The organism is Micromonospora sp. I033, from assembly GCF_053890995.1.
Genome location: NZ_JBSSLX010000174.1, coordinates 1 through 12,310, shown reverse-complemented (window position 1 = coordinate 12,310; position 12,310 = coordinate 1). Strand labels below are relative to the sequence as shown.

Below are 12,310 nucleotides of genomic sequence, written 5' to 3'. Positions count from 1 at the left end.
GGCCGCCGCAGCCGGGGCAGGCGCAGCCGGGGCAGCCGGAGCCGGGGGAGCCGTGGCCGGCCGAGCCGGGGCAGCCGGCGGGGCGCCCATGCCGGGAAGAAGTACCAGGCCAGCGCGACCAGCAGCGCCCCGGCCAGCAGGAGCAGGGCGGCCAGCGGCAGTGGTAGGGCGTCGCCCAGCGCGGCGACCGTCTCGGTCCACCACCGGCTCACCGGGGCACCGCCAGCAGGACGGGCTCCGGGGTGCCCTCCGGGGCGCGGGAGAGCCGGATGTCCAGGCCCTCGGTGCGCATCCGGGTCTCCAGGTGCAGCACGGCGTCCAGGCAGGCCAGCGCCGGGTAGGCGACCGCGTTCACCGCCACCCAGGCGACGGTGGCGACCGGCAGCGCCCAGGCGGAGACGTCGAACAGGCCCAGCAGCCCGAGGCCGTGGTAGACGCCCAGCCCGATGCCGAGCCGGATCAGCCACCAGCCCAGGTAGCCGAGCAGCCGGATGGCGGCGGCCCGCCCGCCGACCCGGACCGCCAGCCGCAGGGCCCGCCCCGGCGCCCGGTACGCCGGCACCCGGTCCACCACGAGCACCGGCACCACCGCGCCGAGCAGGCCGTACGCGACGAACCACGCCGGGCCGGCCAGCCCGGCGAGCAGGACGGTCAGCCCGACCGTGGCCCCGGCCAGCAGGGTGGCCCCCCAGCGGGCGTCGCGCAGCAGCTCGCGGGGCCCGGTGCGGCGGCCCAGCAGGGCGGCTCCGGCGCCCCGGGCCGCCGGACTGCCGAGCAGCGCGATGATCATCGCCTCGGTGCCGGCGCCGAGCGCGAGCAGCAGCCAGTACCAGCCGAGCCGGTCCGGGTCGAACCACCACTCGGGCGGCCGGGCGTCGGCCAGCACCCGCAGCGGGTGCAGCAGGGCCTGCTCGCCGAGGGCCAGCAGGACGGCGAGCGGGACGAGCACCCGGGCCTGGTCGCGCAGCAGCAGGACGGCCGAGTCGAGCAGCTCACCGACCGTCAGCGGGCGGCGCGGGAGCGCCGCGGTCGGGCCGGCGTCGGGCACGGGCACTCCTGGCGGACGGGTGGAGGTGGCGGGCGGCGACACGCCCGAGGGATCATGGTTGCACGGCGCGTCCGCGTCCGGTGGACCCGTCCGCCGCAGCGCGCCACGCGGGCGGCCACGCCGTCAGCTGTGGTGCCGGACCGCCCTCGGCGCTACCGTGCCGTGAAGACGGCGCACCCTCCTAGCGAACGGGGATGGAACGATAAACCCCATGAGAGCCCGGGTACTGGTGGTCGACGACGACCCCGCACTCGCCGAGATGCTCGGCATCGTCCTGCGCAGCGAGGGCTTCGTGCCCTCCTTCGTCGCGGACGGAGAACGGGCACTGGCCGCGTTCCGTGACAGCCGGCCCGACATCGTCCTGCTCGACCTGATGCTGCCCGGCATGAGCGGCATCGACGTGGCCCGGGCCATCCGGGGCGAGTCCGGCGTGCCCATCGTCATGCTGACCGCCAAGAGCGACACGGTCGACGTGGTGCTCGGGCTGGAATCCGGGGCCGACGACTACGTGGTCAAGCCGTTCAAGCCCAAGGAGCTGGTGGCCCGGATGCGGGCCCGGCTGCGCCGGGGCGAGGACGTGGCGCCGGAGCTGCTCACCATCGGCCCGCCCGGCAACCAGATCACCATCGACGTGCCCGCGCACACGGTGAGCCGGGACGGCGAGGAGGTGAAGCTGACGCCGCTGGAGTTCGACCTGCTGGTCGCGCTCGCCCGCAAGCCGCGCCAGGTCTTCACCCGGGAGGTGCTGCTGGAGCAGGTCTGGGGCTACCGGCACGCCGCCGACACCCGCCTGGTCAACGTGCACGTGCAGCGGCTGCGCGCCAAGATCGAGCCGGATCCGGAGCGACCTGAAATCATCCTCACCGTTCGGGGCGTGGGTTACAAGGCGGGCACCGGATAGCCTGGTCAGCACTGTGGTGACCTCCCCGCCCCCCGACTCGCCGACCACCGCGTCCCGCCGGCTCCGCGCCGCGCGGGCGCTGTGGCGCGTCCTGGCCGGCCGCACGGCCCGGCTGGCCGCCGGCGTGCACCAGACCTGGCGGCGGTCGCTCCAGGTCCGTGTGGTGACCATCACACTGGTGGCGTCCAGCCTGCTGGTGGGCGGTTTCGCGTACCTGATCGCCGACAAGCTCACGAACATCCTGCTGGAGAACGCCGAGACCGATGTCCTGCTGCGCCTGCGCAACGGCAGCGACTACGCCTCGAAGCAGTTCAACCTCTACAGCCAGCCGCAGGAGGCCCAGCTCCAGGACACCATCGACGGCACGGTCAACTACCTGGCCGGCGGCGACCCGGCGCAGACCAGCGGCGTGGTGGTGGCGATCACCGCCGACAACTTCACCGAGTTCATCGAGCCGCGCACCTCGCCCGACGTGCAGGTCCGCCCGTTGATCAGTCGGGAGCTGCGCACCTCGGTGGCGGCCGGGAACGTCGCCCACCAGGTCCGCACCGGCACGCTCGACGGCCAGCGCACCAAGTACCTGGTCTACGGCTCGCCGGTGCCGACCCGGTTCGGGCAGCTGGAGCTCTACTACCTCGTACCGCTGACCCGGCAGGACGCCACCGCGGCCGACGCCCGGGCCACCGTGGTGGCCACCGGCGCGGCCCTGGTGCTCCTGCTCGGCCTGCTCGCCGCCCTGGTCACCCGCCTGGTGGTGACCCCGGTCCGGGTGGCCGCCCGGACCGCGCAGCGGCTCTCCGCCGGCCTGCTCGACCAGCGCATGGTGGTCAACGGCGAGGACGACCTGGCCCTGCTCGCCGCCTCGTTCAACCAGATGGCGACCAATCTGCAACGGCAGATCCTCCGGCTGGAGGAGATGTCCCGGCTGCAACGGCGGTTCACCTCCGACGTCTCGCACGAGCTGCGGACGCCGCTGACCACCGTCCGGATGGCCGCCGACCTGATCTTCGCCGAGCGGGACGAGTTCGATCCGGCGGTGGCGCGCAGCGCCGAGCTGCTCCAGGCCGAGCTGGACCGGTTCGAGGAACTGCTCACCGACCTGCTGGAGATCAGCCGTTTCGACGCCGGCTTCGCCATGCTCGACAGCGAGCCCACCGACCTGGTGCCGGTGGTGCACCGGGTGGCCGAGCGCCTCGCCGGGTTGGCCGAGCGGGTCGGGGTGGCCATCGAGCTGGACCTGCCGGACAGCCCGGTGATCGCCGAGGTGGACCCGCGCCGGGTCGAGCGGGTGCTGCGCAACCTGGTCGGCAACGCCGTCGAGCACGGCGAGGCCAAGCCCGTGCGGATCACCCTCGGCATGGACGACAGCGCGGTGGCGGTCACCGTGCGGGACCACGGCGTCGGGCTCAAGCCGGGCGAGGAGAAGCTGGTCTTCAACCGCTTCTGGCGGGCCGACCCGTCCCGGGCCCGGCAGACCGGCGGCACCGGGCTGGGCCTGTCGATCAGCCTCGAGGACGCCCGGCTGCACGGCGGCTGGCTGGAGGCGTGGGGCGCGCCCGGGCAGGGCGCCCAGTTCCGGCTGACCCTGCCGGCCCGCGCCGGCGACCGGCTGACCACCTCACCGCTGCGGCTGGTGCCGGCCGACGCCACCCTGCCGTTCGGCGGTCCGCGCAGCGGCGGCCCGCTCGCCATCGGGCCCGGCAGCGGCGCCGGTTCGCTGGCCATCGGGCCGGCGGAGCACGACGACCGGGCCGAGGTGACGTCATGAGCGCGAGGAGTGGGCGAGCCCCGAGGGCGCGGACGAAGGTCGGCAGGCGGGTGCTGGTCGCCCTGGTGTCCGGCCTGCTGCTTCCCGCCGGGCTGGCCGGTTGCGGGATCCCGCAGGAGACCGAGGTCCAGGTCGACGGCTCGGGTCCGCCCGCCGAAGCCGGCGCCCTCAACGGCAGCCCCGCGCGGCCGCCCACCCCGGGCGACAGTGCCGAGCCCGGCCCGTTCATCGACAACTACCTGAGGGCGGCCGCCGCCGGGGAGCGCGAGCAGGCGTACTCCCGGGTCAAGCAGTTCATCGCGCCGGAGGCGAAGAACCTGCTGACCGAGAAGCAGCAGAGCAGTGAGATCGAGCTGACCGTGGTCCGGCTCCGGGAGAAGCCCGAGGTCACGCCGCCCAACAACCAGGGCACCAGCGAGGTGACGGTCAAGGTGCAGCAGGTCGGCGTGCTGCGCGCCGACGGCACCCTGGCGCCGCCGGTGGCCAGCGAGACCGAGTACGTGTTCCCGCTCCGCCGGGCCGACCCGGCTGGTCCGGGGCTGCTCCTCACCGACGTGCCGAACCGGCTGCTGATCAGCGACAGCGCGCTGCGGGCGTACTACCGGTCGCGCACCATCTACTTCTGGAACTCGGACCAGTCGCGGCTCGTGCCAGACCTGCGCTACCTGCCCTCGTCGGTGCCGGCCGAGCGGCGGGTCACCGACGTCGTGAAGTGGCTGACCGGGGGCCCGTCCGACTGGCTGGCCCCGGGGGTCACCGGGCTGCCCGACGGCACCCGGCCGATCAACAACGCCACCGGCGCGGACGGGCACTGGGAGGTCAACCTCACCATGCCGGGGGCCGACGACAAGAAGCTCGGCCTGCTCGCCACCCAGCTCGCCTGGTCGCTGCCGGAGCTGGAGGGCCAGCTCGATCTGAAGATCCAGAACCAGAAGCGGCGCACCGTCGACCTCGAGCAGGAGCGGGCGGCGCACGCCGCTTACCCGGCCGGGGAGGCCCCGGCGCGTTTCAGCGTCTACGACGGCGCCATCCGCCCGCTCGCCATCGCCAACGAGGCGCGAGCCGCCGTCCCACTGGCGCCCGCCGTCAACAAGAACGTGGTCGCCGCGGCGCTCGCCCGCGCCGACGACCAGGTGCTGGCAGCGCTGGTGGTGACCGGAACGGACCGCCGGCAGCGGCTCAAGGTCGGCTCCGGCCCGGAGCCGGTGACGGTGTTCGACACCAGCGACCACACGTACGGCACGCTGGGCCGACCCACCTGGCTCCGTTCGCTGGACGAGCGGCATCCCGCCGGCCTGGTGGCGGCGGACGGCAAGCTCTACCGGTTCGACGGGTCGGCCGGGATGAGCCTGGTCCCGCTGGCCGTGCCCGGCCCGGTCGTGGCGGTCGCCGGGTCCCTCGACGGGCACCGGATCGCCCTGGTCAGCGGCGGTGCCCTCTACGTGGCCGCGGTGAACGCCGACGGCGGCGTGGTGAGCGTGGGCCAGCCGCGCCGGCTGGCCATCCTGCTCACCGGGATCAGTGCCGTCGACTGGCTCAACGAGCACGAACTGGTCCTCGCCGGCAACGAGGCGGACCGGCCGGCCATCCACCAGATCACGGTCGACGGCGCCTGGGAGATCGCGCTCAAGACGGACATCGGCGCCGAGGTGACCCAACTGGCGGCCTACCCGGGCGGCGCGGTCGGCGGGCCGCCGGCGCTGTCGTACATGTACGAGGCGAACCGGGCGGCCTACCGGAACAACCCGTTCGAGAACATCAAGCGGGAACAGGTGCTGGACGTGCCGGCGGGCAGCCGGGCGACCAACCCGACCGCCCCCTTCTTCCTCTACTGAGGCGCCGGTGCCGGACCTGGGCGGGCTCTGGTCGGACCTGACGGACCTGGTGCTGCCGGCCGGGTGCGCCGGTTGCGGGGAGCGCGTCCCGGGCCTGCGCCAGGGCTTCTGCCCCCGGTGCGTGAGCGAGCTGGAGACGCTGGCGCCCGCTCCGACCCGCCCCGATCCGGCCCCGGCCGGCCTGCCGCCCTGCGTCGCCCTCGGCCCGTACGGGGGCGCGCTGCGCAACGGGCTGCTGGCGTACAAGGAACGGGGCCGGCACGGGCTGGCCCGGCCGCTGGGCGCGCTGCTGGCCGAGGTGGTGGCCGCCGCGGTGGGCCCGCCTGGCCCGGTGACCCTGGTGGCGGTGCCGGACACCGCGCGGGCGGCCCGGGCCCGGTACGGCGACCACCTGGACCGGCTCACCCGCCACGCGGCGGCCCGGCTGCGCGCGGCCGGTTGGCCGGTACGCGTGCTCCGGCCGTTGCGCGCGCTGCCCCGGCCGGACTCGGTGGCGCTGGACAGCGCCGGCCGGGCCGCCGCGGCCGAGGCGGCGTTCCGGCTGCGCCGCGCCGGCGGGGCGGCCGGGCCGGTGGTGCTGCTGGACGACATCGTCACCACCGGGGCGACCCTGGCGGCGGTGAGCCGCATCCTGCACGACGCGGGAATGACGCCAAAGGTCGCGGCGGTGCTCGCCGCAACGCAAAAGCGGCACCATTAGTGACGCTTCGTGTTTCCGTTTCACCCCATGGTGTATGAGCTGTTAAATTTCGCGGCCTCTCCCGGCAACTGGGGGTGACTGGTGGCCGAACAGGAGTTAGCGTTTTCGTGTCGGGGGTAGGAGGGTTGCCAACCTTCCCCCGGCACTGGAAGGAGGCGTAGCCGTACACCATCGGTCGACGCCGAACGGGGTTCTCCCTGGGTGCGTCGACCGGAAAGATCCGGACCGAACGACCGTCCGAACAAGGGAGGTCACGTGGACATCGTGGTCAAGGGCCGTAACGTCGAAGTGCCGGACCATTACCGGGTGCACGTAGCCGAGAAGCTCGCAAAGATCGAACGCTACGACCACAAGCTCATTCGCGTGGACGTCGAGTTGTTCCACGAGCGCAATCCGCGCCAGGCCGATCACTGCCAGCGGGTGGAAATCACCTGCGTGACGCGCGGTCCGGTGATCCGGGCCGAGGCCTGCACGAATGATTTCTACAGCGCGCTGGACGCCGCCATCGCCAAGCTGGACACGCGCTTCCGCCGGGCGGCCGACCGCCGCCGGGTGCACCGCGGCCGGCACGCGCCGCTCTCCGTCGCCGCCGCCACCGCCGGCCTGCCGGTGGCCGACCTCGACGGTCCCGGCCTCGCGGCGCTGAACGGGCACGGGACGGCCACCGCCGTCGCGGAACGACCCGACGAGAGCAGCTACGAGGAACCCGACGACCAGCCCTGGCACATCGCGCGGGCGAAGGTGCACCCCGCCGAGCCGATGACGGTCGACGACGCCCTGTTCCAGATGGAACTGGTCGGCCACGACTTCTACCTGTTCCAGGACAAGGAGTCGGGCCGCCCGAGCGTGGTCTACCGCCGGCACGCCTACGACTACGGGATCATCTCGCTCGACACCTGACCACTGACCACCCCTCAAGGACACACGGCCGGAAGCCGTGGTGGGCGACCACCACGGCTTCCGCCGTCAGTGGGTGCGGTCGGTCGACAGCAGGCCGAAGACCACCGAGTCGGTGCGGGCGCCGTCCGGGCCGGGGAGCCGGCCGCGCAGCAGCCCCTCCCGCCGGAACCCCGCCTTCACCAGCACCCGCTGGGAGGCGGCGTTCTCCAGCCGGGTGCCCGCCCAGAGCCGGGCCAACCCGACACCGAACGCCCAGCCGGCGAGAAGCCCCACCGCCCGGGTGGCCAACCCCCGGCCGCGCGCCTCGGGCAGCAGGCTGTAGCCGAGCATGCCCTGGCCGGTGGCGGGCTCGTCGTACACCAGGGCGCAGCCGCCGACCACCGCGCCGGTCGCCGCGTCGAGGATCGCGAGGTCGGCGGAGCGGCCCGCCAGCCAGTGGCTCTCCGCCAGCCGGCAGCGCCGCTCGATCGACGCCCGGTCCGGCGCCACCGGCGGGACCCGGTTCGCCACCACCTCCGGCAGGGTGTGCAGCCGGTACAGCGCCTCGGCGTCCGCCGGTCCGAGCCGGCGCAGCGTCACCACGCCGTCGGTGAGCCGGCCCTCGGGCAGGTCCGGCAGCAGCCGGGCGGTCGGCCCGGGCGGGTCGCCGGCGAGGCGTACCCAGACGGCCAGGTCGTGCCGACCGTCCCGACCCTGGCCGGCCGACCGGCGTACCCCCTCGTGCCGGAACCCGGCGGCCAGCGCCACCCGCTGGCTGGCCGCGTTCTCCTCCTGGGTGAGCAGTTCGAGCCGGACGGTGCCGGCGGCGAAGGCCGCCTCGGCCAGCGCGCGGGTGGCGGCCGTGGCGACGCCCCGGCCGCGCGCCCACGGCGCGACCCAGTAGCCGATCTCCGCCTGCCCACGCTCCTTCACCGGGTGGCTGAGGCCGGCCGCGCCGATCAGCCGGTCGGTGGCCGGGTCGGCGATCACGTACGCCGCGCCACCGCCGGCCCAGGCCGCCGGTGCGCCCTCGGTGATCCACCACCGGGCGCTCTCCTCGGTGTACGGGTCGGGCAGGCCGGGCAGGAACCGCTGGGTGAGCGGGTCGGCGCAGGCGGCGGCCGTGTCCGTCACGTCGGTGAGCCGATCCCGCCGCAGCCGCACCCCGTACGCCTCGATGATCTCCGGCGTCACCGCAGGTCCTGCGGGAGCAGCCCGCCGACCCAGACGTCCTGCCGTTCCCCGCGGTGCTGCACGCCGCCGCGGAGGGTGCCCTCGACGGTGAAGCCGGCCTTCTCGGCGGCCCGTCGGGAGGCGGTGTTGCCCACGTTGGCCCGCCACTCGACCCGGGCCAGCCCGAGCGTGGTGAAGCCCCAGGCGCAGAGCGCGGCCAGCGCGGCCGGCAGGTGACCGCGCCCCCGGGCGTGCGGCGCGGTCATGAAGCCCACGTCGGCGACGAGCGGCGTGCCGGGGGAGATGCGCAGGTCGATCGAGGCGACATACCGGTCCTCGGCGTCCGCGACGGCGTAGGAGGCGCCGGTGCCCCGGGCCCAGGCCGCCTGCGCGACGTCCCGCAGGAAGCCCTCGGCGTGCTCCCGCTGGTAGGGGTGCGGCACCGTGGTCCAGCGGATGGTCTCCTCGTCCCGGCAGGTGGTCACGAGCGCCTCGACGTCGCGCTCCTCCAGCGGGCGCAGCCGCAGCTCGGTGGCGCCGGAGGTGGCGAACAGGACCGGTTGTGGCCGGCCGAAGACCGCCGCCCGGCGGGCCTCCAGGGTGTCCGGGCCGTACGGGAACGGCTCGCCGGGCGCGGCCAGCTCGGCCGGGAGGAGCGAGCCGATCCAGCCCTCCTGGCGGCCGTCGACCGCCGGGTGGGCCAGCCGCAGCTCGCCCTCGACCCGGAAGCCGGCCCGGAGCGCGACCAGCCGGGAGGCGTGGTTGCCGACCTCCGCCTGCCAGATGAGCCGGCGCACCTTGAGCGCGTCGAACGCCCAGCGGGCGACCGCCCGGGTGGCCCGGACCGCGACGCCCCGGCCGCGGGCCCAGGGCGCGGTCCAGTAGCCCACCTCGGCGGAGTCGAGGCCCCGGTTGATCGCGACCAGCCCGCAGGAGGCGAGCAGCTCGCCGGTGTCGGGGTCGCAGACCGCGAAGTGCGCCCCGGTGCCCTCCGTCCAGGCCGTCCCGCTGATCGTGGTCACGAATCCCAGGGCGTGTTCGGGCAGGTACGGGCGAGGTACGGTGGTCCAGCGCTGGATGTCCGGATCCTGGCAGGCGCGGTACACCGCGTCGGCGTCCTCCGCTCGCCAGGGCCGCAGCAGCAGGCCGTCCTCGATGATCTCCACAGGCTCCACCCGAGCCATCGTGCCGGATCGTTCGCGGACGGCGTAACCCGATTACCGCCGGTCAGCGCACCCGCTCGGCGTTATGTCGGGTTCGCGGCCCCGGACCGCCGCCACCAGTGACCATCACCGCGCCCGAGCGCCTACGATGGTTCGAGACTGTCTAGGGGAGCGTTGATCCGTGTCGATTCTGGAAAAGGTCCTTAGCGCTGGCGCGGGCCGCATGGTGCGTCGGCTCAAGGCCATCGCCGCCGCCGTCAACTCGATCGAGGACGACTACGTCAACCTCACCGACGACGAGCTGCGGGACATGACCGACCAGTTCAAGGAGCGGCTCGCCGACGGGGAGACCCTCGACGACCTGCTGCCCGAGGCGTTCGCGGTGTGCCGGGAGGCCGCCTCGCGGGTGCTCGGCCAGCGGCCCTACGACGTCCAGGTGATGGGCGGTGCGGCGCTGCACTTCGGCAACATCGCCGAGATGAAGACCGGTGAGGGCAAGACCCTGACCTCGGTCATGCCGGTCTACCTGAACGCGCTCGCCGGCAAGGGCGTGCACGTGGTCACGGTGAACGACTACCTGGCCGAGCGCGACGCCGCCTGGATGGGCCGGGTGCACGAGTTCCTGGGCCTCACCGTCGGCGTGGTGCTGCCCAACCGGCCGGCCAGCGAGCACCGGGCGGCCTACGAGTGCGACATCACCTACGGCACCAACAACGAGTTCGGCTTCGACTACCTGCGCGACAACATGGCCTGGTCGCGGGACGAGCTGGTCCAGCGCGGTCACTTCTTCGCGGTGGTCGACGAGGTCGACTCGATCCTCATCGACGAGGCCCGCACCCCGCTGATCATCTCCGGCCCGGCCGAGCACTCCGCCCGCTGGTACCAGGAGTTCGCCGCCGTGGTGGCCCGCCTCCAGCCCGGCACCGACGGTGAGGGCGACTACGAGGTCGACCACGCCAAGCGCACGATCGCCATCACCGAGCGCGGTGTCGCCAAGATCGAGGACCGGCTCGGCATCGACAACCTCTACGAGTCGGTCAACACCCCGCTCGTTGGCTACATGAACAACGCGATCAAGGCCAAGGAGCTCTACAAGCGCGACAAGGACTACATCGTCAGCGACGGCGAGGTCCTCATCGTCGACGAGTTCACGGGCCGCATCCTGCACGGCCGCCGCTACAACGAGGGCATGCACCAGGCGATCGAGGCCAAGGAGGGGGTGGAGATCAAGCAGGAGAACCAGACCCTGGCCACCATCACCCTCCAGAACTACTTCCGCCTCTACGAGAAGCTCTCCGGCATGACCGGCACGGCCCAGACCGAGGCGAGCGAGTTCAACAAGGTCTACAAGGTCGGCGTCGTGACCATCCCGACGCACCGGCCGATGGTCCGCCTCGACCGGGCGGACGTCATCTACAAGACCGAGAAGGCCAAGTTCAACGCCGTGGTCGAGGACATCGCCGAGCGGCACGAGCAGGGCCAGCCGGTGCTGGTCGGCACGGTCTCGGTGGAGAACTCCGAGATCCTCTCCCACATGCTGCGCCGCCGGGGCATCCCGCACTCGGTGCTGAACGCGAAGTTCCACGCCAAGGAGGCGGAGATCGTCGCCCAGGCCGGGCGCAAGGGTGCGGTCACGGTCGCCACCAACATGGCCGGCCGCGGCACGGACATCCTGCTCGGCGGCAACGCCGAGTTCCTCGCCGCCAACGAACTCCGCCAGCGCGGTCTCGACCCGGTCGAGCAGCCGGAGGAGTACGCGAAGGCGATGGAGGAGATCCTGCCGAAGTGGAAGCAGGCCTGCGATGTCGAGGCGGAGGAGGTCGCCGCCGCCGGTGGCCTCTACGTGCTGGGCACCGAGCGGCACGAGTCCCGCCGGATCGACAACCAGCTGCGCGGTCGCGCCGGCCGGCAGGGTGACCCGGGCGAGTCCCGCTTCTACCTGTCGCTGCAGGACGACCTCATGAAGCGCTTCCGGGCCGGTGCCGTCGAGGCGGTGATGGAGCGCTTCAACATCCCGGAGGACGTGCCCATCGAGTCGAAGATGGTCACCCGCCAGATCAAGAGCGCGCAGGCCCAGATCGAGGGCCAGAACGCCGAGATCCGCAAGAACGTCCTCAAGTACGACGAGGTGCTCAACAAGCAGCGCCAGGTGATCTACGCCGAGCGCCTCCGGGTGCTCAACGGCGAGGACCTCTCCGAGCAGGTCCGCAACATGCTCGACGACGTGGTCGGTGCGTACGTGGTGGGCGCCACGAGCGACGGCTACGCCGAGGACTGGGATCTCGACCAGCTCTGGTCGAACCTCAAGCAGCTCTACCCGGTGGGCGTCACCATCGAGGAGCTGGAGGAGGAGGTGGGCTCCCGGGCCGGCCTCGACCAGGACTTCCTGCTCGCCCGCCTCAAGGAGGACGCGCACGCCGCGTACGACCGGCGCGAGGAGCAGCTCGGCGAGGAGGCGGTACGCCAGCTCGAGCGGATGGTCCTGCTCCAGGTGATCGACCGCAAGTGGCGCGAGCACCTCTACGAGATGGACTACCTGCAGGAGGGCATCAGCCTGCGGGCGTACGCCCAGCGCGACCCGGTCATCGAGTACCAGCGCGAGGGCTTCGACATGTTCGCCACCATGATGGACGGCATCAAGGAGGAGACGGTCGGCTTCCTCTACAACCTGGACGTGCAGGTGGAGGAGCCCGCGCCGGAGGCCGAGGAGGTCCAACTGCTGGAGAAGCCGGTGGAGATCCGCGCCAAGGGTCTCAACCGCGCGCCGCAGCAGCAGGGCCTGCAATACTCGGCGCCCTCCGTCGACGGCGAGGCCGGCCGTGGCGCGCCGGTGATCGAGCGCG

At 73.1% G+C, this 12,310-nt stretch carries 9 protein-coding genes and 1 pseudogene; 6 read left to right on the top strand and 4 right to left on the bottom strand.

The features are described from left to right. Together ACW0Q9_RS23510 and ACW0Q9_RS23505 are read right to left on the bottom strand one after the other, a co-directional pair. Positions 1 to 212: pseudogene (locus tag ACW0Q9_RS23510) on the bottom strand (DUF4129 domain-containing protein); the annotation flags it as partial. Beyond that, positions 209 to 1,048 carry a hypothetical protein gene (locus tag ACW0Q9_RS23505; protein WP_456184744.1) on the bottom strand — a complete coding sequence of 280 codons (840 nt, stop codon included), beginning with the start codon at positions 1,046 to 1,048 and terminating at the stop codon, positions 209 to 211. The pseudogene ACW0Q9_RS23510 and the gene ACW0Q9_RS23505, both read right to left, overlap by 4 nt. Before the next feature lie 211 nt (positions 1,049 to 1,259). On the opposite strand from ACW0Q9_RS23505, the gene mtrA reads away from it, so the two are divergent. From mtrA to hpf, 5 genes are all read left to right on the top strand, one after another. Beyond that, on the top strand, positions 1,260 to 1,949 hold the full coding sequence (gene mtrA, locus ACW0Q9_RS23500) for an MtrAB system response regulator MtrA (protein WP_046564340.1): 690 nt from the start codon (positions 1,260 to 1,262) through the stop codon (positions 1,947 to 1,949). A gap of 13 nt (positions 1,950 to 1,962) precedes the next feature. Continuing rightward, positions 1,963 to 3,717: an MtrAB system histidine kinase MtrB gene (mtrB, locus tag ACW0Q9_RS23495; protein ID WP_456184741.1), complete on the top strand. Its 1,755-nt coding sequence runs from the start codon at positions 1,963 to 1,965 to the stop codon at positions 3,715 to 3,717. Then, the gene (locus ACW0Q9_RS23490) at positions 3,714 to 5,552 is read left to right on the top strand and encodes an LpqB family beta-propeller domain-containing protein (protein WP_456184739.1); all 1,839 of its coding nucleotides are present in this window, start codon (positions 3,714 to 3,716) and stop codon (positions 5,550 to 5,552) included. The genes mtrB and ACW0Q9_RS23490 overlap by 4 nt, the downstream gene beginning before the upstream one ends. Before the next feature lie 7 nt (positions 5,553 to 5,559). Then, entirely contained in the window at positions 5,560 to 6,252 is a 693-nt protein-coding gene (locus tag ACW0Q9_RS23485; RefSeq protein WP_456184737.1) for a ComF family protein, read from the top strand. Between the two features lie 255 nt (positions 6,253 to 6,507). Then, a complete protein-coding gene (gene hpf, locus ACW0Q9_RS23480) occupies positions 6,508 to 7,152 on the top strand; it encodes a ribosome hibernation-promoting factor, HPF/YfiA family (protein WP_456184735.1) in 645 nt (214 codons plus the stop codon). A gap of 66 nt (positions 7,153 to 7,218) precedes the next feature. Here the strand turns inward: hpf and ACW0Q9_RS23475 are convergent, their stop codons facing one another. Both ACW0Q9_RS23475 and ACW0Q9_RS23470 read right to left on the bottom strand, forming a co-directional pair. Then, positions 7,219 to 8,325 (bottom strand): GNAT family N-acetyltransferase, encoded by a 1,107-nt coding sequence (locus tag ACW0Q9_RS23475; RefSeq protein ID WP_456184733.1) that lies wholly within the window; start codon positions 8,323 to 8,325, stop codon positions 7,219 to 7,221. Continuing rightward, positions 8,322 to 9,488, bottom strand: coding sequence for a GNAT family N-acetyltransferase (locus tag ACW0Q9_RS23470; RefSeq protein ID WP_456184731.1), 1,167 nt, complete (start codon positions 9,486 to 9,488; stop codon positions 8,322 to 8,324). The genes ACW0Q9_RS23475 and ACW0Q9_RS23470 overlap by 4 nt, the downstream gene beginning before the upstream one ends. Before the next feature lie 160 nt (positions 9,489 to 9,648). Here ACW0Q9_RS23470 and secA point away from each other — a divergent pair. Beyond that, a partial coding sequence (gene secA / locus ACW0Q9_RS23465) for a preprotein translocase subunit SecA (RefSeq protein WP_456184729.1) occupies positions 9,649 to 12,310 on the top strand: 2,662 nt, incomplete at its 3' end.